Raw genomic sequence first — 20,353 nt, forward strand, 5'->3', positions numbered from 1 at the left:
CTCCTCAATCATTGTCGGTGTTGCGGGTCTCGCGGGCCAAGAATTCAGCAACGCCAAGGACGTTGGCTAGCCATTCGAGTCGCTTTTCCGACTCTCCGAGCGTCAGTGCCGTCAGCCGGCGTGCCAGTCCTGGCACATCGTGATGGGCGGCCAGCGCCTTGCTCCGTGTCTGGCGGGCAAGCTGGTAGGCCAGCATCCGCTCCAACATCGTGCCATCGTCCTGCGGATCGGGCAGGTCCTTCAGCCAGGCAAGACTGTTATAGACGGCGCGCCGCGAAACCCCTTCAGCTCCCAGGAAGGCGCGCAGGTCGGAGAGCACTTGCAGCGGCTCGCCCCATTTGGCCGTGAACTGGCGTATGCCCCCCGAACGTTTAAGCAGCGTCAAACTGAAGGCATCCCGGCCGCCGCGCGTTTTCGCCTGCTGCTCGGCGGCGCGCAGCTCCCGCAGCACGGCACCGAGCGGTGCCTGGTGATGGGCGATCACGGCACCACAGCTGGCCGTCGCCTTCTCGCCCATGAGCCGTAGCAAGCGTTTGTCGAGCAAGGCAAAGCCCTGACTCAATACCAGCCCATCACGATCGCCAGACCGATGACTCGGATCGTGACCAGAGTAGGCCCAACGCAGGCGCTGCATGGCCGGCAGCAGATCGCCGACCGGCAGCATGGCGAGCACGTCGTCGCCACCGGCGTAGATGACTCGACCGAGATGTTCGACTTCCACGACATGGCGGACCAAGGTCAGCGCGAAGTCGTTCAGTGCACCGGAAATCGCCAGATGCCGATTCGGCGAGAGGGCGCGCGTCTGCCGGCCGTAGTCTTCGATCAGCCGGTTGCCCGTAGCATGCCGGTCAAAACCGGCTCGAATATCGGGATGGAAGCTTTGCCGATAGCTGACACCCTCGCCCGAGACCGTCTCACCCGACAACCAGGCGCCCATGCGGTCTCCATCCATCAGCAGCAGGGCATAATAGGTCTCGGCCTTGACGCGCTCCCCAGGTTTCCTCCAGGAACTCAGCGAGTCCTCCACCAGATCCTTCAAACGTTGCGCCTCCTTCTCATCCTCCAGGCGCAGGCCGTCTGCGATCTCCAGAAGACCGACTAATCGCTTGGCGTCCGCAAGCCCTTCGGGGTTCTGTCGCTGATACCGGCTCACCAGCCGCCGGGGCAGCGCAACGGCCTCCGGCTGATGGGTCTTTAACGCCTCGCTCCAACCTGATGCGACCTGCCCGCCATGCGCGAGCCACTGATCGATCTGATGGGCGAGAGCCATGGTGTGGGTGGAGACTACAAAGCGCTGCAGATCGCCGCCGACCGCCTCCCGTACTTCTTCGGCAAACAGCGTCGGCCACAGGCGTTTGATGGCTGGCAAGGCCCCCAAATGCTCGCCTGGCTTTGCCCAGCTCGGCCGCGCTCTCGCCACGCGCGTCCCCCTGGCCACGCGGGCCCAGAGTGTATCCGTCTGGCGACGATAGGAGGTCTCGAGCTGTTCGGGATCGGTCGTCAGCCATTCCGTCTCGCCGGTCAGCGAGCATCGCCAGCCCCTCTGTTCGGACTGGCCGAAAGGCCTCACCGCTTTGGCGGCGGCGAGGACACGCTCCGCCAGATCGTAGACGGCCGGATAAAGGACACCGGGATTGGGTGCAAAAAAGGTCGTGCCGTCGGCCCAGCAGGCTTCGCGTTGCAGCACGCGCCACGCGGGGCTCTGCAGAAAGCCGCTGTCCTCGCCCGGTGCAACGCCGAAAAAGGGGGCGATCGCGTCCGATAACCGGGACGTGTCCAAATCCGTCTGCCGATCCGGGTTGCGGGCACGGATCAGCGAGAACGGCACTGCCGCCCAATGCACCTCGGGAAAGCCGTGGAGTTGATCCCGCATCTGTTGGTGGCAGTATTGCTCGCTGCCGTTGGCGAGACCGACGGCGTCGAGCAGACGATCGACGACGCGTTTTCCAAGCGAATCCAGCCAGCCCCGCACGCTCTGCTCGACTGTGCTGGCCAAGTCGGCTACTCGCGCCCGCGGTACGAGTGCGACGAAGCGGTTTGGCAGGGCGGCCGAGAACAAGGGATTACTGTCCGTGCCGCCACGGGTCCAATCGCAGTCTTCGAACAAGCTGGCATCGAGGCCGCACTCGGTCCGCAGCCAGAGATCGACCTGTGGCACGCCACGCAGACGCGGGAACAGAATGGCGTCAGGCCCAAGGGTTTCGCAGACCGGACGCATCGCCTCCCAAGCGAGCCGAGCCAGCAGATGCGACCCGGCCCACAAATCGGACGTTGAGCGGGCTGCACGGATGAATGGCTGCACCGGGCCGATCGAGAGTGCCAACAGGGCTGTTTCGCCGTCGGGATCAGCGGCCGCAGCTCCCCCGAAGGCGGACACCAGATCCAGATGATCCCAGATGCTGTGATCCGGTACCCGCGTATCGGCCGGCAGGAGGCGCCACAGCGCACCAAGCTTGCCGAAATCCTCCTGCTCTTGCAGCTCGGACCCGAAGCGCCAGATGGCCAATAGGGACTTGCGCCAGTCGACGCCGTCAGGAGCTCGCGCGATAAGGCGGGCAAAGTGCGCCAAACTGCGCGACTTGATGTCGTGGAAGTCCGTGTCGCTCAGCCCCCCAAGTCGCCCGAGGTCGTATTCGGTGCCGGTCAACGGATGGATCAGGACCGGTCGCTTGGCCCAGTTGACCTGAGCCCAGTCGGCAACCTTCAGTGTTCGGGTTTGTCCGCGCTTGGTGGAGACGGTGATCTCCCCCATCGGCCATTGGGGTCGATCGGCAGCCGCGGCGAGCCAATCGGCGCGTTTGACGACCTCGTACATCGAACGCGATACGCCTTGTTCGAAGATCAAAGTGTGGGAGTCGTGCGTGCTATCAGCGGGGAGCGTTTCGCCAGCAATCTGCTCGATCCCGAGCAGTCGCTGCAATGCGCGCGAGGTACCGCCCTCGTGTCCTGCCGGGTCACGCAGCAGCACCAGTGCCTTTTCAGCCGGGTCGTGCAGACGGGCGAGAAGCTTGGTTTGCCAGAGTCTGTTGTCGTCCATGCTGAGACCTCAAGCGGGGATTCGGGTGAGCATGTGGGCCGGGTCGTCCAGGAAGCGGTGAACCCGCGACCAGACCTGTTCGATGGCCGCCAGGTCCGGGCTGAAAGCAGCCGGTGGGGCGCAGGGGACATGGACGACGACGCCGTACGGCTTGCCTTTGCCGTCGTGGCGTACCTTGAAGCGGAGGCTGTTGGGTAGCCGCGCATGACCCCAGCCTCGCACAGAATGACGTGTGATCGGATAGCTGAGCCAATGGCGATCGAGTGGTTTCTGATGGGGCGGCCTCATGTTGTTCAGAAACTTGAATTGGGTGCGCAGTCCGATCTTGATCTCCGCAAGTTGACGCATCACGAACTTCCAGTCGTCGCATGCGGATGTCCGCCAGATCAATGGCCGTTCATCGCGGCCGATGCCATGAGGCCAATCCCGCTTTAGCGCACGTCGCCAATCGAGCAGGAAATCCGACTTGCCGGATTCCAGCGGACCGTCGAGGGCAGGGCTTTCGTTGTTACTCGGCGTGAGACTCAATGAGCCCCAGCCATTGCGGCTGCGACCACCCAGAGTGCCGTAGTGCGAGATGAGCCAGAGGGTTTGTTCGAGGATCTTTCGGTGGGTTTCCTCGAATGCCAGAGATAAGGTGGCGGTTTCACCGGCCTGGATTGCCGCATTGACCTTCTCGGAAAATCTGGTGTTGTGTCGCCCGTCGAGTGGACCGAAGCCGAGGTAGGCATGCGGGCCCACCTTGTAACGAGTCTTCTCGACTTCCGGGTGATGAACAACCGCTTGTTCGAGCCGGTCCCAGGTCTTCAGTTTTCCGGTGTCCCACCGATCCAGCCGGATCCGGATGCGACTCTTCCTCGATCCTTCCCGCCCGTCGGCGGCCACGCCGAAGAGCAACCCCTCTTCGCGCCGCATCGTCTCGACATCGACGCTCGCATGCTGCCCGGCGGCAAAGGCGACCCGCCACCACTGACGCAGCAGCGCCTTTAAGGGTGGCGTGCGCCACTGCCCGGTCTGCTCGGAATTCCCGAGAAAGGCCGGGGTGTTGAAAGAGATCCGATAGTCGTACTGAATCATTCTGCCTGTTCCTCTTGGCTCAATCCGCGGCCACGAATCTGGTTGCCAACCCATCGATCCTTCACATTATCCACCGGGCGGTTAGCCTCATCGCTTTGCGCAAGCTTGTGTTGTCATCCCGTCAGCTGTCGAGCGACGTTCGCTCCCTTCTACCCGTATCCGATAACCCCCCAACCCGAACGCCGTGCCCTTGCCCAGATGCGTCCACTGACCGAGCCACAGCGCGGGCCAAATCGCGGGTAAGCTCGGGCCTTCAAGCCGCACCTCGCCGATCAGCCCCCCGAACTGCATCAGGGTGTCCTGGCGGGTCGAGTAACGGGTCCATTCATGCCAGGTCAACGCGCTGGGATCGAGTCGTAGCGCCGTGGTCTGACGGGCGGCTTCGTGCAGGTCGAAGGCCGCGTCGGTTTCGCCGTAGAGCTGGCTCAAGATCCGCAAACGCCGATACAGCGCCTGCACCAGGTCGGCCGCGGTGAGGTCGCGTGCCCCGACGAAATGCCCGGCACGCTTGATCCGCAGCGGGGTCACGACGCGCATCTCGACTCTTGCCGGCGCCGGCGGCGCCGCCAACGGCGCGGTCTCGAGCGCGTGATAGGCGCCTTCGTCGGCCTCGTAGACGTCCAGCCAGTCGTGGCTGCCGGGGGCCGTTTCGCGCTCGACCCGTGCGAGCTCGAATCCGGCTCGCGCCCGGCCGAACCCGAGCCGTCCGGCGAGCGTCAAGGCGTGGATCAGATAGGGCGCCTGCGCGATCGCGGCACCGATCAGGTGGACCGTCAACGAGAAGGTCTCGCCGGGCTCGTACCGGCGCGGCGCGGTCGGATCGATATCGAGCACGAAAGGGTGGGGCAGCGCCGTATATCCGGGCCGGTGGGGCATCGCCGGAGTCTCGAACAGCGTGGAGTAGGCGCAGGTCCGGCGCAACAGACAGCCTCCGCAGGTCGGCTGGCGGGTCACGCACGCGGTGCGCCGTAGCCCGTGACCGAGCAGGCCGCGCCAGGCCGACCCCGGATAGTCCGGCAGCCGCACGGGATCGCGCGCCGTCAGCAGGAAGCGAAAACGGGCAAGCGGCGGAAAATCCAGTGGCGTGACAGCGGTATCCATGATGTCCATATTCCTGATATACCCTTGCCCCTGGCGAATCGGGCGGGGAGCGCCTTCGGGTTCGTCGCCCCTGCACGACATGAACACGAAGCTTCGATTATGGTTCGTTCGGCGCCGCCTGAAAAGCCGCGGGGTATCGCCGGCGGACGGCACCGAGCTGGGTTCGAGCCAGAATAGCCGAATGCCCGACCGCGATGGGCGCGCGCAAGCTTGTGGTCCTCGACGCCCGGGTCGCGCGGGGCGATGCTGCCAGGATCGGATCGCCGGCGGACGCATGACCATGGGCTATTACATCGGCTATGCCCTGTCCTTGTTCGGCCGACCACAGGATCGCCTGTCCCATGTGCTCGCCGCCGAGCCCTTCGAGTCGAGCTGGGTGGGGTGGTTGAGGTTGACAGGACAACTCGCGCTCGATGAAGACACGGATCATCCCGTGCAGCGCACGGCTTCCGCATCGCGGGCTCGCGCCGCCGCCCGGTCTTCGAACCGGTGCAAGGCCGCATAGCGCATGAAGTCATGGCAGTATGCCCAGCGCGGGACGGAGATCAGGATGCCTGTCGATCCTGGGCGCTTGGCGGGGACCTGCTACCGGGCTGCTACCAGGGCCGGCTGGTCGCCGGCCCCCGGCCCGAAATGCGCTGAGCTGCGGCGGACGACGGCGCCGCTCAGGTGCCGATGAGGCCGCCGTCGGCCTTCCAGATCACGACCGTGGCCGAGCGCGGCCGGCCGCCCTCGGGGCCGTCGGGCCAGGCGCTGAGCTCGGTCGGGTTCGCCGGGCTGGTGCCGCCTTCGCCAGGATGCTGGACGTTGATGAACAGGGTACGCTGGTCCGGCGTCATGATGACACCGGTGATCTCGCAGCCGCGCGGGCCAGTCAGGAAGCGTCGGACCGCGCCGGTGTTGGGGTCGGCCGCGAGCATCGCGTTGTTGCCGAACGGCCGGTGATGGTCGCGCAGCAGGGACCCGGCACTGATGTCGGTCTGGATCCACAGAAGCCCCCGTCCGTCGAACCACAGGCCGTCGGGCGCGGCGAAGTGGTCGCCGTCAATGGTCCCGCGCCGGTTGACGTCCGGGTTGGCCGGATCGCCGCACAGCAGGAACACCTCCCAGGCGAACGCGGTCGCGGTCGGGTCGTTGCCCGCCTCGCGCCAGCGCAGGATGTGGCCGAAGGCGTTGTCGTTGCGCGGGTTGGCGGCATCGGCACCGGGTTGCCCCTCGCCGCCGCGGCGGGTGTTGTTGGTCAGGGTGACGTAGACGTCCTTGGTCACCGGATGCACCGCGGTCCACTCCGGCCGGTCCATCTTGGTGGCACCGACGAGATCGCCCGCACCGCGCGCATTGATCAGGACCGCGGCCTGATCGGCGAAGCCGTTCTCCGCCGTGAGGCCGTTCTGGCCGTGCGCGAGCGCGATCCAGCGGCCGCTGCCGTCGGGCTCGAAGCGGGCGACATAGAGGACGCCATCGTCGAGCAGGTCGCGGTTGGCGTCGCGGCTGTCCGGGTCGTAGGGCTGGTTGGTGACGAACTTGTAGATGTACTCGAAGCGGGCGTCATCGCCCATGTAGAAGGCGCAGCGGTTGTCCGGCGCGAGGCTCGCGGTGGCGGACTCGTGCCGGAAGCGGCCGAGCGCGGTGCGCTTGACCGGCACCGACTCGGGATCATAGGGATCGAACTCGACGACCCAGCCGAAGCGGTTCGGCTCGTTCGGGTGCGCGGCGGCATCGAAGCGCTCGTCGTGCTCCTCCCAGCGGTAGAAGCTCTGGGTCAGGATCCCGTAGCGCTCCTGAAGCGGCGGAACGGCGTCGGAGGTGTTGACGAAGTAGGTCTGGAAGTTCTCCTCGCAGGCGAGATAGGTACCCCAGGGGGTGACGCCGTGCGCGCAGTTGTTCAGGGTGCCGAGCACCGTCAGGCCGTCCGGGTCGGCGGCGGTGCGCAGCGCCTCGGCGCCGGTGGCCGGTCCGCTCATGCGCATCGGCGTGTCGCCGGTGAGCCGGCGGGCGAACGGCGAGGCCTGTACGACCCAGTCCTGGCCCACCCGGCGCAGCTCGGTGACACTGACGCCGTGGGCGGCCAAGTCCTTCCTGACCTTGTCCGGCGTCCAGGTGCCGGTGCCGTCGGGGTGCAGGAGCTGCTGGTCGATGTACTCGTGATTGACCACCAACAGGCCATGGTCCGAGCGGTTGGCGCCATGGGGCAGCGGGAAGAAGTGCATCCCGTCGTGGTGCATGCCCATCTGTCGCGCCTGCTCGGCCCAGGTTTGCGAGGCATCGGCCGCGAAGGCCGGACCCTCGGCCGACACCGGATCCCCCCAGCGCTGGATGACCTTGAACGAATACCCGGCCGGGACCCGAATCTCGTCGGCGTCCGACACCGGGATCCCGGCAAAGCCGATCAGGCCCCAGTCGCGGGCCACGGCCGGCGCGGCGGCACCGGTCATGAGCGCCGCGGCCGATGGGCCCAGCATCGCCAGGGCCGCGGCACCGACACCACCCTGGATCACCCGGCGGCGCGAGATCCCCTGCGCGATCACCTGGTCGATGGTCGGGTTGCCCGAGCGGTTGCAGATCTTCGCGTCCGAATCGAAATGTTGGGACATGGCGGGTCCTCCTGGTCGAAAAGGGATGGGAGCGCTCGGTTCGCCGCACGGCGGCGAACCGAGCGCGGCCATCGCCTCAATGGGGACCCAAGATGACCGTCCTGTTGCGATTCGATGATCTTTTCCGGAGACGCGAGGCCATCGGCCTGGCGGACCGCCTCTCGCACCACCGGTCGGCGTAGAATTTCCGTTCGACCGAAGGGTTTCTTTCGGCACGCGGAGCGGCGGCGATCCGCCGTGACCTGACCAACCATTGACGAGGCGCCATCCATGGATTCGACCAAACCCACCGTCCTGCCGCGACCCGACAACCTGTGGCAGCACGGCTTGATCATGTTGATCCTGATCCTGCTCGTGAACCTGGCCCAGACCGTCCTCGGGATCTGCGCGCTCTTCCAGTTCCTGTGGATGCTGATCGCCAAGGAACGCAACGCGGGTATCGCCCGGTTCGGCCAGGGCCTCGCCCAGTGGCTCGCGGTGACCGCCCGCTTCGTCACCGGCGACGCGGATCAGCGACCCTTTCCGTGGACGAGTTGGACGGATACGCGCGCCGAGTGAAGCACGCGGGCGCGGGCGGGCGCGGCAGCCGGTCAAGACCAAGCCTGGTGTGGTGCGGCAACGTGCCTTCCTCGGCGCTTCGTTGCACGGCAGGGGCAGGGCGTCGCCGCTCGAGCTCGTGCGGACGGTTCGGCGAACCCGCGGTAACCAGGACCATCGAGCTTATCGAACGGATTTCGCATCCCGCGCTCGAGCCCTGGTCCGCTCCTCGATCCGGCGCAAGGCCGCCTGGCACACCCAGTCATAGAAGGGCGCCCAGCGCGGGATCTCGAAGGTGACGCGACAGCGTCCGGGGCCGAGTGGGTCTACCCGATGCCCGGTCGCCTCGATGTCGGCGACGCGCCAGGCCCAGGCCCGCTGCGGCTCCCAGTCGGTGATCTCGAAGGGGAGCCACAGGCCAATCCGGGTCTGAATCCGGCCGTGCATGCCCGGACCGATCAGCGAAGCAGGTGCCTCGACCGCGCGCACGCTCGGCCCCCAGATCGGCCATTCACGGGTGTCGATCAGGATCCGCCAGGCGACGTCGGCTGGGGCGTCGATGATGCGGTCGACATGGCGCACGGAATCAGCCCTCTGCGGGTTTCTTGAACGGCATGAAAGGCTGCTGCGCCTACGGCTGATTCCGTCGGATCGAGCGCATACGGAGTCCGTCGCGCAGATTCAAGCCGAGCAACAGCAAATTGACGCCACCGGCGGTCAGTTCGAGCGCTTGCACAGCAAGGAAGGCACCGTCGAGTTCGCCGGCCTGGGCCTTGAAGGACAGAAAGAGCGCGCTCGGGACGAGAAGCAGGAGTCCATTCGCGGCGGCGAAGGCCATCCGTCGGCGCTTGCGATCGACCGCCACTCCGGACCGCGCGCGGGCCAGCGCAAAGCCGGACCCGCCGGTGGCGGCGAGGGCCGGAATCAGGATCAGGAAGCCCCAAGGAATCGCGGTCTTGACGGCCACCACGGTCGCCGTCGCGCCGAAGGTCTCGGCGAGGACGGTCGCCGTCAAGAAGGTCAGAATCGTCACCAACGCGAGTCCGCCGGCGACGGAGTGAATGCGGGTCAACATGATCGGCCTTTGCCTCTCGGTGATAGATAGCATGCTATGTAACATTGCATAGCATGCAATGCAAGTGGTATCAGGAGACATGCGATTCAGCAAAGACGATTCGGCCGGTTTTCTCGTCAACCATCTGGCAAGGCTGTTCGCGCGTGACCTCCAAGCGCGCATCAAGCCACTGGGTCTGAGCACGGGGACCTTCCCAGCGCTGCTGGTGCTGTGGGAAGGCGACGGCCTGACCCAACGCGAACTGATCGACCGCCTCGACGTCGAACAGCCGACCATGACCCATACCCTGGCCCGCATGGAACGCGACGGGTTGATCCGTCGCGACCAGGATCCCGCCGATGGGCGGGTGCGGCGGATCTGGCTGACGGAATCGGCCCGCGCCCTCGAGGCGCCGGCCACGGCCGCGGCGGCCCAGGTGAACACCAGTGCCCTCGAGCAGTTATCGCCAGAGGAGCGCGCCGCCTTTCTTGCACTCATCCGAAAAGTAATCCTCGGTTTGCAAGCGGAAGCGGCCGCGTCAGGGCGGGACGGCAAGACCTGATGCACGCCCGCTAGAGCCCATACCGCGGGCGGTCTCCACCCGATGCCTTGACGCTCACGGGAATTGCCCCGCCTGTGCTCACTAGGAGACCGTCGCCGTTGCGTACCTGCCTGGTAGCGCAAAAATTGAAAGCGACCTCGCGACTCGCCTATCGAGGGCAATTGACATGAATGCTAGTGCAGCCCGAATTCTCTCTGATGCCCTAGTCCTGGCGCCGATAGAGCGGGCCAAACTGATCGACGCACTGCTGCGTAGCTTCGATCCACCGGAGGACAGTCGTGTCGCCGATGCTTGGAAAGCCGAGGCAGAGTCGCGCATCGATGCGCATGAAGCGGGGCGCTTGTCTGCCGATTCTGCGGAAGCCGTGTTCGCGCGGATCAACGCGCGGTGAAGGTTCGTATCCTCTCGTGCGCGGAACGCGAATTCGCTGCGGCGGTGGATTTCTACAACACTGAAGAGGCCCCGTCTCGGTTACGAGTTTGCCGAGGAGATCAAGAGCACGCTGGATCGGATTGCCGCGTTTCCAGAGGCGTGGCCGCTGTTCTCGCGAAGAGCCCGGAGATGTCGCTGACCGGCTCGAGACCCGTGGCCAGCGCTTGTAGCGCCTGCGCGCGGCCGATCTCGCCACCATCGACGGTGACCGCGGCATTGTTCGACATGTTCTGCGGCTTAAAGGGCACCACGCGCAGGCCGCGCCGCCGCGCCGCCCGGCACAGCCCGGCGACCAGCAGCGACTTGCCGACATGCGAGCCACAGCCCTGGAGCATCAATGCCGGCATCGGCTCAGCCCAACGCCCGCGGTCGCATCCGGTTCCGGGTCCCGCCGACCGGTCGCCTCGGCCCCGTAAGGGGCCGGCACTCATTGGTGCCCATGCCACCTTCCTCTCGCTTGTGGTTTCCGAAACCGCATCTTGCCGGCCGCCGCGCACGCGGTTCAAGCGCCCGAGGCGCGCGGCCCGTTGGCCTGCGGTACCGAGAGATCGCCACCGCGCGCCGCGGTGCAGCGCGAGACGCCCCGCCGTCGGCTCTTCGAGGTCGACAACCGGCGGCATCCTGCACCGGGATGCGTCGCGCCTGAGCTCCCCCTGTGGGAAGCGCAAGCCGGAGTCCTGCCTCGGATAAGACCCGGCCGGGCGCGTTTCGGCTACACTCGACCGGGATGTTCGGCCTCAGCGACACGGGAGACCCCCATGCCCCAGCCCAGCTACCTGATACCCAAACGCACCCGCCTCACCTGGGATCCGATTCTGACACCGCTCGACCTCGAGGAAGAAACCGGCGTCGAGATCCCGCTCTTGGGCTACGTCGCCGCCGGCCGCCCGGTCGAGACACCCGAAGACCAGGAGACCATCACCGTCCCGCGCCACATGGTGCGCAAGAACAGCTACGCGCTGCGCGTGCGCGGTCACTCGATGACGGAGGATCAGATCCAGGACGGCGACATCATCCTCGTCGAACAGCGCCAGACCGCCGAGAACGGCGAGACCGTGGTCGCCTTGATCCACGGCGAGCGGGTGACGCTGAAGCGCTTCTATGTCGAGCGCGATGGCGTGCGGCTGCAACCCGCGAACCCCGAGATGGCGCCGCTCTACCTGCGCCACGACGAGATCGAGATCCTCGGCATCGTGTCGGGTGTCGTGCGGATCCCGGACGCGCCCGACCGATGACAGCCCGCGCTAGGCAGGGGCCCGGCGCAGACAGCTCGGCCGGTGACTGATTCGTGGGGGTTGGCGAAAGCCGGGACCCGTCGCCACCCGACCGCGGCAAGCCACCGATCCGGCCCGCACCGGCGGGCGCCGGTTGCGGCACAGGACGCTTGGCGTCGTGGGCCATCGTCCGATGTCCTCCGATGTCCTTGGCCGAGATCTTCAACGGTAGACCTCGTCGTGCGAGCCGATGTCGAGCAGGACGATCTCCTGTTCGGTGACCTTCACCAGTAGGGTCACTCGGTATGAGGACGTCAGGCTGACAGACTGCACCCCGCCCAGATGGCCGGAGAGCAGATGGAGCTTGAGCTTGGGTTGGAATGGATCTCGGCTGAGGTCGTCCAGGGTATCCCGCAGGATTCGGCGAAGTTCGGGATGTTTGCGGAGGAATCTGCGTGCGCGACGCTCGAAATGCTGGGCCGTGACCAGCGCGAAACTCATGATTCTTCGGCGTCGAGGGCCGCCATCAAGTCATCGGCGTTCTCGTAGCGGCTCGTTCGGCCGGCTTCCAAGTCATTGAGAGACTCCCTCAAGCGCGCCCTGGCCGCGTCATGGGAGCTTTCCAAAAGCTCGGCATAGGCCGCTTCGGTGAGCACGACATAGCTCGGGCGGTTGTTCTTGATGACGTGAACCGGGCCCTCGCGAAGCGCTTCATCAACCGCGGAGATCCCGCGGCGTTTGATGTCTTGGGCTGGAATGCTGTTCATGGCCGCTCAGGTACTCGATTTAGCGCCCACTCAAGCACGCGATAGGGTCCTCGTCAACCTTGACCCGCCGACTCGGGGTTCGATTTTGGGTTCCCATCATTGGTCGCCCCGTTTCGGTCTTCCCGTGCCACGCCCGCAGTCGATCGGTGTCGCGCCAGGCGGTCGGGTAGACGCGGCTGACAGCGCTCAGCATCGCACGCGGACGCACGGTGCCGCCGAACGGTAAGCGGGCCGGATCGCGGTGATCGGATGCCATGGGACGGAACGGGGGACGAGGTCCTGTGGACGCGCTACCCTCCGCGCCAACTCACCCGCGCTGCGTCACCGGTCAACAGCATCACCGGTGACCGAATGTCATGAAAAACGGGCGGTCGATCGCGAATTAGGAAGAGAAACAACATCTCGCGGCGTTTGACGAAGCCGAGGTCCAGGGTCTCGCCGTCGACCAGACGACGAATGCCCCTGGCGCAGTTCCGGTCGATCTCGACCGCCTCGAGCGTGTCACCGACGAACAGCGTCGTGGCCACTGAGCCGTCTGCGTCCTCGGCACGGAAGGTTCGCTCCAACGCCGCGCACCAGCGACCCAGATCGGGAATCTGTTTGAGCAGCCGCTTTATGGTCTCCTGCTACCGACCGACGCCCGATGGTCCGGTGACGGCGGCAGGGTATTGGCCGAGACGAGGACGTCGCCCTGCCCATCGTCGACCGTCTCATCCATCACTCGCAGGTCTTCATGCTCGGACGAGAAAGCTATCGACTGAAGCAGAAAATCGGAAACTGACGCTGATCCGGATCTCCGGACGGGTCAATTTTCGTGGCCGAAAGCGGTTCAGTTCCAGTGGCCATTGACAGACAAAGCGCAGGCCTCGGCTATAGGACAGCCATATCGGTCAGCAGAGGTGGTCGCGGTGCGCGCTGCGCTCGGTCGCCGATGGGGCGTGGTGGTGGTCGATCGGGGTGGCGGAGACGTGATTGGCGTAGCTGCTCAGCGTGACCAGGGCAATTCCGGTGATCACGTCGAGGAGATTCTCATGCGTGAAACCGGCATCCAGGAAGGCGTCGATCTGGTGTTCGGGTAGCCAGCCGCGTCGTTCAGTCATCGCGGCGGTGAAACGGCGCAGGGCCTGCAGGCGCGGGTCGTCGAGGTGCTGTTCACGCTGGATCGCGGTTGCGATATCGGCTGCCGACGCCGTGGCGCCGAGCAATGGATTAGGGACCGTACAGTAATGGCACTGATTGGCGTGTGCGGCGGTCAGGTAGACGACTTGTCGTTCGATGGGCTGAAGGCTCGAATCGGCCAGTAGACGGCTGAGTTGCTGATAGGCGCCAAGCGCTGTCGGGGATTGCGCCAGGACGCGCAGCAGGTTTGGATTGGCATCGTCATGCGGCACTTTGGCGAAGATGGCGCCGGAGGCCAACGTGGTCGTCAGGTGATCGTGCAGTGATAGGTTTGACATCGGCGCGGTCCTCGTGAGAGAGCGTGGTCGCGTGTTCAGGTAATTCCGAGTGTAATGGTATGGAATGATTGTGCAACCCTTCGGTTTGCGGGTTTTCTCAGGGTCACCATCTCGGGCGTGACGTCGGGAAGCGTCGGCGAGTCGCCTTCGGATTACTGGGCGTTTCCGGTCGCATGCCGGTGCGTGTGCCGCGGCAGTCCTGACCGGGACCGGGCATTGTGGCACCATAGCATCGGCCTTTCGCAAGCGAGGCCGTGCGGGATGGCAGGCCGCTTGGAATGAGTCGTTCGAGTTTCCTTGAGGAGGCAGCGATGGAAACAGAAGAAGTCGTTCGCTTGATCCGCGCCGGGCTCCCGGACGCCGAGATCGAAGTGACCGGAGATGGCAGTCATTTCGAGGCCACCGTCGTCAGCGAGACCTTCGCGGGGTTAACGCCGGTCAAACGACACCGGCTGGTCATGGACACGGTTCGCTCCGAGATCGAGAGCGGTCGACTGCATGCGTTGTCGATCCGACCCTTAACGCCGGAACAGCGGTCGAGTAACGGCGATTGACGTGTCTCCGGGTGAGCGCATCGCGGTCGCCGCGATGTCGCTGATCAGGCGTGGTCCGAATCACGAGGAGCAGAGATATGTTTCTGAAAGAGAAGAGCAATGGGCGGCTGGTCGAGGTGCTGGGTTTGAACGATCTGTTCAACCCGATGCGGTCAACGGTCGTTGGCCGCTACCACGCCGGCGAGGAGGTCCAGGATGCCGAGTCGTTCGCTAAGGGCGATCTGGTGTTCTGCTCGGGCGAGACCATGCCCAGGTGTTGGACCGATGTTCATTATCGGGACGATGAGATCCAACGGCGTTGATTTGGCCGGCCCCGACGCGGTGCTGTCGCGCCGTGCCGGGGAGCGGCGATCGGGCGGCCTGATCGCGACGGCGATGGGCTCCCCGTGCGATTCAAGGAGCCTTCTATGATTGGCAAGCTATTCGGTCCGCCGGGGCCTCACCCGATATTCGGTGATCCCCGCAAGAATTGGGGGTGGCTGTTGGGTTTCGGTGTGTTGTCGACGATCCTGGGCGTATTCGGGTTGGGGATGTTGTTTACCCTGACCCTCGCCAGCGGTCTGGCATTCGGTTTGTTATTGGCCGCGGCCGGTGGGATCCAGTTCGTCGATGCGTTCAAACGCGAGGGCTGGCGCCGGACCTTGCTGCAGATGGTCGTCGCCGCGCTGTATCTCGTCGTGGGCGTGTTCATGATCATGGATCCGCTTTCCGCGGCGGTCGCCGTGACGCTCGTACTTGGTAGCGCCCTGGTCGTGGTCGGTGTCGTGCGCATCTTTTCCGCGCTGCAACAGAAGCACGAAAAAGGCTGGAAATGGGTCTTAGTCGGCGGCGTCCTGTCGGTGTTGTTCGGCGTTTTCGTGCTGGTCGGGTGGCCGGTCAGCGGGCTCTGGGTGCTGGGTCTGATCGTGGCCGTTGAACTGATGGTTAGTGGTTGGCGATACATCTTCTACGGTCTCGCCGCCCGCAAGGTCGCGCAGCGCGCGGCGGAGGAGGCGGTGGACCCGCGATGAGACCGCGGGTCCGGGAGATTCGCTAGCATTGGGCGAGGGCACGGGGGGACGGCCAAGCTGCCATCGCCGTGCCATCGCCCGTGCTTCGCGTCAGGTCAATAGCGATCCATCGGTCGGAAGGACGGCGTTCCCGGCCAGTCCGGCGATGATTCCTGGTGAGGCGGCGGTCCATAGTCCGGCGCCCCGCGACCCGATTCGAGTTCTTGGATGCGTCGCCTCAATGCCTCGATCTCGCGTTCCCTGTCGTCGCTACTGGAACCATAGCGGGTGCCTCCAGCCGGAGCCGGGGTGCCGTAGTCGTAATCCGATGCTCCGCGCGCTGGCGTGCCGAATGGGCCGGAATCACCGTAGCCGCTGAAGGGCGTCGTGCCGTAGCCGCCGCCGGGAGGTAGGCCGTAAGCCCCGCCGTACGGCGGTGCCCCGTAGCCTCCGCCGTAGGGGGCACCATATCCCCCCCCGTAGGGCGCGCCGTAGCCTCCGCCGTAAGGGACGCCGTAACCGCCGAACGGCGCCCCATAAGGTCCGCCGGGACCATAGCCGGGATATCCGCCATAGCCGTAACGGCCAGGTCCGTCGTAGTAATCGCGACCGCCGCCGAACCAGTCGCTCGGATTCATATTGCCGAAGAACGCAAAGCCGCTCGGCGCGTACGCGACCAGGCACCCGGTCAAAGCCAGACTGGCCAGCCGAAATGAGCTCTTGATTCTGTCTTGGGGCATGGCGTCATGTCCTCCTTCCGTCTCAGTCGTGATGGTGATGGTATCCGTGTTCGCCATGATGATGGTGCTGATGGCCGCCGTTTCCATGGGCCAGACGGGGAACCAAGTTCGCGTCGCCTCCGGGGCGGATGGTCTGGCCGCGCGCGCCGCGCGCGCGTTGCGCGGCGAGCTCCTCATGCAGCCATTGCAGCCATGGGGCGAGGCTTGCCGGCTCGCGGGTCGTGAGGGTCAGGAACGGGGCGCTGGTGGCCAGGTTTCGCAGATGGGTTTCGGCGCGGCTGGGCTGAAACTCTGGAAGCACCGGCAGGAGATCGGACTTGGTGCAGAGCACCAGGTCCGCAGCACGAAACATGACCGGGTACTTGGCCGGCTTGTCGTCGCCTTCCGGGACCGAGATCAGTGCCACGTTGCGGTGATGCCCGAGGTCGAAGCTGGCCGGGCAGACCAGGTTGCCGACATTCTCGATGAACAGGAGATCGAGTCCATCGAGGTCCAGCTCGTGCAGTGCCCGGTGGACCATGTGCGCGTCCAGATGGCAGGCGCTGCCGGTGGTGATCTGGACCGCCGGGACACCCTTGGCGCGGATTCGGTCGGCGTCGTTCTCGGTCTCGAGATCGCCTTCGATGACGGCGATGCGCAGCGTCGGGCCCAAGGCACCGAGCGTGGCCTCCAGCAGGCTCGTCTTGCCGGCGCCGGGCGAAGACATCAGGTTGATCGCCAGGATGCCGCGTCGATCCAGGTGTTCGCGGTTATGGGCCGCTTGATGGTCGTTCTCGTCGAGGAGGTTGGCCAGCACCGTGACCGATTCGCGGCCGGTGTCGGTCAAGGCATGGCGGCCACCGTCGCGGACCAGGTGTTCGTTGCCGGGGGTGATATTACAGCCGCAGGTATCGCACATGGTCGGTTCCTCCAGGGTAGGGAGCGGCGTAAAAACAGGGGTGTCAGTCGTCCGGTCGCGTCATCTCCAGATGCGCGAGCAGCATCTCGGTGCCACTGACGATGCGGATATGATGTCCACCACAGCGACCGCACAGTAACCGGTTCGGCTTGACCTCGGTTTCATCGCCGCATTGGTTGCAGTATACGCGGACCGGGATCGCGTCGATGATCAACTCGGCGTGCTCGGCGAGCGTGCCGGCGGCCACGAGCGGATAGGCCTGTTGGATCAGGGTCGCTTCCACTCCAGACAGCGGGCCGATGTGCAAGCGGATGCGGTCCACGCTCGTTGCCCCGTGGTCGCGGGCAATGTCCTGGACCTGATCGAGCAAGGCCAGGCAGATCGAGAGTTCATGCATGGCGGCAACCTGTGTCGGGTCTGAGTCGGCCCCGCTGTGTGAACGCGCCCGATTGCCGACTCGCGTTCCTGTGGCAGCCAGCGGGCGCGATCAAGTAGTGATCGTCGCGGAGGTTTTCGTATGGCGTTGCCGCGACACTCGGCGAGAGGCACCTCGCGGTCGAGCCCGCGGGGATGACTTCACGGCGTAGCGCGACGAGACCAGGCGAGAGTCGACACTGCGATCGATGCTTCAGGTCTCCAGGTAGGTGTAGCCGAAGAGGCCGGCCTTCAGTTCGACGTAATACTGCTCGCGCGTGACGCGGTCAAGCCCGGCCTGATCCAGCTTGCGACGATAATGGGCCAATAGCTCGCGCGGCTCGAAGTGGACGTAACTGAGCAACTCGTCGGCCGAATCACCGCGTTCGGGCTCGAGCAGCCGGTAACCGGCTTCGTCGGTCGGATCGAGTTCGAGGTTGACGGTGTCCGTGTCGCCGAACAGATTGTGGATATCGCCGAGGATTTCCTGGTAGGCACCGACGAGGAAAAACCCGATCAGGTAAGGGGTGCCGTTGCTGTTCGGCTCATGCACCGGCAGGCTGGTCTCGACACCGTCCTGGTCGACGTAATGGGCGATACAACCATCCGAGTCACAGGTCAGATCATGGATCACCGCGCGCACTGTGGGCCGTTCGGTCAGGCGTTGCAGCGGCGCGATCGGGAAGATCTGATCGATGGCCCAGACATCCGGCAGCGACTGAAACAGCGAGAAATTGCAGAACAGCCGCTCGGCGAGCAGGGCGTTGAGGCGATCCCACAGTTCGCGTTGGCGGCGGTTGCTGGGTCGCAACCGCGCTTGCAAGGCACGACACAGCCCGAAGAAGAGTTCCTCGCCGCGGGCGCGGGCGACCAGGCCGAGCGAACCGCTCTCGAAGGCCGCGCGAACGCCGGCCAGTAACTCTTGCGCCTGCTCGAAGGTCTCGAGCGCGGGTTCCTGATCGAGATTCGTCAGGAGGCGGGACAACCGTTCGAGCAGCGGGTCGCACTCGTCGCTTCGCGGTGCCACGGCGAGCCCTCCGGCCGGTTCGCGGTCGATAACCTCGGTGACCAACACCGCGTGATGGGCGCTCAGGGCGCGGCCCGATTCGGTGACCAGGTCGGGATGGGGCAGGGCGTTCGTACGGCAGGCGGCCACCAGCGTTTCGACGATGGTCTCGGCGTACCCATCGAGCGTGTAGTTGACCGAACAATAGGTGCGGGTGCGGGTCCCTTCGTAGTCGACGCCGAGGCCTCCGCCGACGTCGAGGATTCCGATCGGCGCGCCGAGCTGGCGCAATTCCGCGTAGAAACGGGCGAGTTCCCGCACACCCTGGCGGATGTCGTGCAGGTTTGGGATCTGCGAGCCGAGATGGGCGTGCAAGAGCTGAAGCCAATCGAGCCCGTTGGCTTGTCTCAGTTGGGCGACGAGCTCCAGGATCTGCGCGGCCGATAGACCGAACTTGGCCTTCTCGCCGCCGCTGTTCTGCCAGTTCCCGGCCGCCGCCGCGGCGAGCCGCACCCGGACCCCGAGGCGTGGCGCGATGGCCAGGCGCGCTGCCTCCTCGATGATCAGCGGGACCTCGGACAGCTTTTCGACGACGATGCAGACCCGGATTCCCAGACGCTGGCCGATCAGTGCGAGACGGATGTACTCGCGATCCTTGTAACCGTTGCAGATCACGAGGCCGCCCGGGCGCGATAGGGCCAGAACGGCCATCAGCTCCGGTTTACTGCCGGCCTCGAGGCCGGTCAGGCCCTCGGCGAGGATCTCGCGGACGACGCTGCGCTGCTGGTTGACCTTGATCGGATAGACGGGTTCGTAGCGGCCCTCGAAGCCGGTCTTGGCACGCGCCTGTTCGAAGGCCGCGTGCAGGCGCCGGACGCGATGGCGCAGGATATCGTTGAAACGGACCAGGATTGGCAGCGACAAACCCGCATCGCGGATCCGCTCGGTGGCCTGCGCCAGGTCGATCTCCTGCGGTCGGTCTGGGTCCGGGCGCACACTGAGATGCCCCGATGCATTGACTCGGAAGTAACCCTCGCCCCAGCGAGGGATGGCGTAAATCTGTTCGCAATCTGCGACGGTTGGGTCCACGCTGAGAGGCTCCGGCGTGATCGAGAAAGGCGTTATGGTAGCCGGGTCGACCCGGAGCGATCCACGGACGGCGCAGCGCGCGCGAACGCCGAGGCCCGTCAATCAGGTCCTTTTCGCCTGATCCCAGATATCGCGAGCGGGATCGCTCGGGCCATAGGCGAGCCGATGGACCTCTTGCAACAGGTCGAGTTCCTGAAAAGCATCGAAGGGCCAGCCGCTTCGACCGCCGCGGCGATCGAACATCAGGTCCTCGAACAAGAGTCCAAAGGAACTCGGGTCACCCCAGCAGGCGGTCAAACGAGGGATCAGGTGCGGGAATCGGTCCTCGAGAACGGAGCGTTCTTCAGGATTCGTATCGATCATAAGGTCTCGGCGTTTGCGGAGTTGCCTCCAAGAAGATGTCGAGCGGGTTCATTCCTTCTCGCGCTTCAGCAGGGCGCTCAGGTCCCCGAACGGACGGTATTTGGTCTGGTGGCCGGGACCGCCGTCGGGCCCAGCCCCGGCCGCGACCGCCGCCATGTGCTCTTCGTACTTCTGGTGTTCGTTGTCATGGCAATAGAGGCACAAGAGCTCCCAATTGCTGCCATCCGGCGGGTTGTTATCGTGGTTCATGTCCTTGTGGTGAACCGTCAGCTCGCGCAGATTGGCGCGTTCGAAGTTTCTTCCGCAACGGCCGCAGACCCAGGGATAAAGCTTCAAGGCCTGTTCGCGATAACCCTGTTCCCGGTCGTCGCGGGCCTGACGGGCCTCGGCCACGATCCGATCGAGCTTCGCGGTATCGATCGGCTGGCCGGTCTTCGGGTGTCGGGGACCTTGCTGGCGGCTGTTCAT

The 20,353-nt window shown here is 65.3% G+C and carries 24 protein-coding genes and 2 pseudogenes; 9 read left to right on the forward strand and 17 right to left on the reverse strand.

Translation table 11 applies throughout. The features are described 5' to 3' along the window. Positions 1-4: 4 nt before the first annotated feature. The 3 genes from cas10 to cas6 form a co-directional block, all read right to left on the reverse strand. Entirely contained in the window at positions 5-3,037 is a 3,033-nt protein-coding gene (gene cas10 / locus ABC977_RS14680) for a type III-B CRISPR-associated protein Cas10/Cmr2 (RefSeq protein WP_369668023.1), read from the reverse strand. A 9-nt stretch (positions 3,038-3,046) separates the two neighbouring features. Beyond that, a complete protein-coding gene (locus ABC977_RS14685) occupies positions 3,047-4,114 on the reverse strand; it encodes an RAMP superfamily CRISPR-associated protein (protein ID WP_369668024.1) in 1,068 nt (355 codons plus the stop codon). An 87-nt stretch (positions 4,115-4,201) separates the two neighbouring features. Beyond that, entirely contained in the window at positions 4,202-5,215 is a 1,014-nt protein-coding gene (gene cas6, locus ABC977_RS14690; RefSeq protein ID WP_369668025.1) for a CRISPR system precrRNA processing endoribonuclease RAMP protein Cas6, read from the reverse strand. 259 nt (positions 5,216-5,474) lie between these two features. On the opposite strand from cas6, the pseudogene ABC977_RS14695 reads away from it, so the two are divergent. Continuing rightward, positions 5,475-5,591 (forward strand): annotated as a pseudogene (locus tag ABC977_RS14695) (CRISPR-associated ring nuclease); the annotation flags it as partial. A gap of 289 nt (positions 5,592-5,880) precedes the next feature. Here ABC977_RS14695 and ABC977_RS14700 read toward each other — a convergent pair. Beyond that, a complete protein-coding gene (locus ABC977_RS14700) occupies positions 5,881-7,809 on the reverse strand; it encodes a PhoX family protein (protein WP_369668026.1) in 1,929 nt (642 codons plus the stop codon). 270 nt (positions 7,810-8,079) lie between these two features. Here ABC977_RS14700 and ABC977_RS14705 point away from each other — a divergent pair, with 270 nt between their 5' ends. Beyond that, entirely contained in the window at positions 8,080-8,367 is a 288-nt protein-coding gene (locus tag ABC977_RS14705) for a DUF4389 domain-containing protein (protein ID WP_369668027.1), read from the forward strand. A 162-nt stretch (positions 8,368-8,529) separates the two neighbouring features. On the opposite strand, the gene ABC977_RS14710 is transcribed toward ABC977_RS14705, so the two are convergent. Then, the gene (locus ABC977_RS14710; protein ID WP_369668028.1) at positions 8,530-8,928 is read right to left on the reverse strand and encodes an SRPBCC family protein; all 399 of its coding nucleotides are present in this window, start codon (positions 8,926-8,928) and stop codon (positions 8,530-8,532) included. A 49-nt stretch (positions 8,929-8,977) separates the two neighbouring features. Beyond that, positions 8,978-9,421 carry a hypothetical protein gene (locus tag ABC977_RS14715; protein WP_369668029.1) on the reverse strand — a complete coding sequence of 148 codons (444 nt, stop codon included), beginning with the start codon at positions 9,419-9,421 and terminating at the stop codon, positions 8,978-8,980. A 79-nt stretch (positions 9,422-9,500) separates the two neighbouring features. Between ABC977_RS14715 and ABC977_RS14720 the strand changes: the two genes are divergently transcribed. Both ABC977_RS14720 and ABC977_RS14725 read left to right on the forward strand, forming a co-directional pair. After that, positions 9,501-9,962 (forward strand): MarR family winged helix-turn-helix transcriptional regulator, encoded by a 462-nt coding sequence (locus tag ABC977_RS14720; protein WP_369668030.1) that lies wholly within the window; start codon positions 9,501-9,503, stop codon positions 9,960-9,962. Positions 9,963-10,128: 166 nt separating this feature from the next. After that, positions 10,129-10,353, forward strand: a complete 225-nt coding sequence (locus ABC977_RS14725) for an addiction module protein (RefSeq protein ID WP_369668031.1) — start codon at positions 10,129-10,131, stop codon at positions 10,351-10,353. A 142-nt stretch (positions 10,354-10,495) separates the two neighbouring features. Here the strand turns inward: ABC977_RS14725 and ABC977_RS14730 are convergent. Next, positions 10,496-10,741, reverse strand: a pseudogene (locus ABC977_RS14730) (nucleotide-binding protein); the annotation flags it as partial. A gap of 411 nt (positions 10,742-11,152) precedes the next feature. On the opposite strand from ABC977_RS14730, the gene lexA reads away from it, so the two are divergent. Beyond that, positions 11,153-11,629, forward strand: a complete 477-nt coding sequence (lexA, locus tag ABC977_RS14735) for a transcriptional repressor LexA (protein ID WP_369668032.1) — start codon at positions 11,153-11,155, stop codon at positions 11,627-11,629. A gap of 201 nt (positions 11,630-11,830) precedes the next feature. On the opposite strand, the gene ABC977_RS14740 is transcribed toward lexA, so the two are convergent. The 3 genes from ABC977_RS14740 to ABC977_RS14750 all read right to left on the reverse strand — a co-directional run bounded on the left by ABC977_RS14740 (position 11,831) and on the right by ABC977_RS14750 (position 12,941). Then, positions 11,831-12,109: a type II toxin-antitoxin system RelE/ParE family toxin gene (locus ABC977_RS14740; protein WP_369668033.1), complete on the reverse strand. Its 279-nt coding sequence runs from the start codon at positions 12,107-12,109 to the stop codon at positions 11,831-11,833. Next, the gene (locus ABC977_RS14745) at positions 12,106-12,375 is read right to left on the reverse strand and encodes a prevent-host-death protein (RefSeq protein ID WP_369668034.1); all 270 of its coding nucleotides are present in this window, start codon (positions 12,373-12,375) and stop codon (positions 12,106-12,108) included. The genes ABC977_RS14740 and ABC977_RS14745 overlap by 4 nt, the downstream gene beginning before the upstream one ends. Before the next feature lie 290 nt (positions 12,376-12,665). Further along, on the reverse strand, positions 12,666-12,941 hold the full coding sequence (locus ABC977_RS14750; RefSeq protein ID WP_369668035.1) for a hypothetical protein: 276 nt from the start codon (positions 12,939-12,941) through the stop codon (positions 12,666-12,668). Between the two features lie 101 nt (positions 12,942-13,042). On the opposite strand from ABC977_RS14750, the gene ABC977_RS14755 reads away from it, so the two are divergent. Next, on the forward strand, positions 13,043-13,156 hold the full coding sequence (locus ABC977_RS14755) for an ATP-binding protein (protein ID WP_369668064.1): 114 nt from the start codon (positions 13,043-13,045) through the stop codon (positions 13,154-13,156). 109 nt (positions 13,157-13,265) lie between these two features. On the opposite strand, the gene ABC977_RS14760 is transcribed toward ABC977_RS14755, so the two are convergent. Then, the gene (locus ABC977_RS14760) at positions 13,266-13,832 is read right to left on the reverse strand and encodes a carboxymuconolactone decarboxylase family protein (protein WP_369668036.1); all 567 of its coding nucleotides are present in this window, start codon (positions 13,830-13,832) and stop codon (positions 13,266-13,268) included. A 311-nt stretch (positions 13,833-14,143) separates the two neighbouring features. Between ABC977_RS14760 and ABC977_RS14765 the strand changes: the two genes are divergently transcribed. The 3 genes from ABC977_RS14765 to ABC977_RS14775 all read left to right on the forward strand — a co-directional run bounded on the left by ABC977_RS14765 (position 14,144) and on the right by ABC977_RS14775 (position 15,396). Next, positions 14,144-14,386 carry a BolA family protein gene (locus ABC977_RS14765; protein ID WP_369668037.1) on the forward strand — a complete coding sequence of 81 codons (243 nt, stop codon included), beginning with the start codon at positions 14,144-14,146 and terminating at the stop codon, positions 14,384-14,386. 77 nt (positions 14,387-14,463) lie between these two features. Further along, positions 14,464-14,688 carry an acetyltransferase gene (locus ABC977_RS14770; protein WP_369668038.1) on the forward strand — a complete coding sequence of 75 codons (225 nt, stop codon included), beginning with the start codon at positions 14,464-14,466 and terminating at the stop codon, positions 14,686-14,688. Between the two features lie 105 nt (positions 14,689-14,793). Next, positions 14,794-15,396, forward strand: coding sequence for an HdeD family acid-resistance protein (locus ABC977_RS14775; protein ID WP_369668039.1), 603 nt, complete (start codon positions 14,794-14,796; stop codon positions 15,394-15,396). A 95-nt stretch (positions 15,397-15,491) separates the two neighbouring features. On the opposite strand, the gene ABC977_RS14780 is transcribed toward ABC977_RS14775, so the two are convergent. From ABC977_RS14780 to ABC977_RS14805, 6 genes are all read right to left on the reverse strand, one after another. Continuing rightward, the gene (locus ABC977_RS14780; RefSeq protein WP_369668040.1) at positions 15,492-16,115 is read right to left on the reverse strand and encodes a hypothetical protein; all 624 of its coding nucleotides are present in this window, start codon (positions 16,113-16,115) and stop codon (positions 15,492-15,494) included. Between the two features lie 22 nt (positions 16,116-16,137). Further along, on the reverse strand, positions 16,138-17,013 hold the full coding sequence (hypB, locus tag ABC977_RS14785) for a hydrogenase nickel incorporation protein HypB (protein ID WP_369668041.1): 876 nt from the start codon (positions 17,011-17,013) through the stop codon (positions 16,138-16,140). Positions 17,014-17,056: 43 nt separating this feature from the next. Continuing rightward, complete coding sequence (locus tag ABC977_RS14790) at positions 17,057-17,410, reverse strand: hydrogenase maturation nickel metallochaperone HypA/HybF (protein ID WP_369668042.1); 354 nt, start codon at positions 17,408-17,410, stop codon at positions 17,057-17,059. 231 nt (positions 17,411-17,641) lie between these two features. Then, positions 17,642-19,522, reverse strand: a complete 1,881-nt coding sequence (gene speA / locus ABC977_RS14795; RefSeq protein ID WP_369668043.1) for a biosynthetic arginine decarboxylase — start codon at positions 19,520-19,522, stop codon at positions 17,642-17,644. Positions 19,523-19,624: 102 nt separating this feature from the next. Then, a complete protein-coding gene (locus ABC977_RS14800) occupies positions 19,625-19,885 on the reverse strand; it encodes a hypothetical protein (RefSeq protein ID WP_369668044.1) in 261 nt (86 codons plus the stop codon). 48 nt (positions 19,886-19,933) lie between these two features. Next, positions 19,934-20,353, reverse strand: coding sequence for a YajD family HNH nuclease (locus tag ABC977_RS14805; RefSeq protein WP_369668045.1), 420 nt, complete (start codon positions 20,351-20,353; stop codon positions 19,934-19,936).

This window comes from Thioalkalicoccus limnaeus (genome assembly GCF_041197575.1).
GTDB classification, from domain to species: domain Bacteria; phylum Pseudomonadota; class Gammaproteobacteria; order Chromatiales; family Chromatiaceae; genus Thioalkalicoccus; species Thioalkalicoccus limnaeus.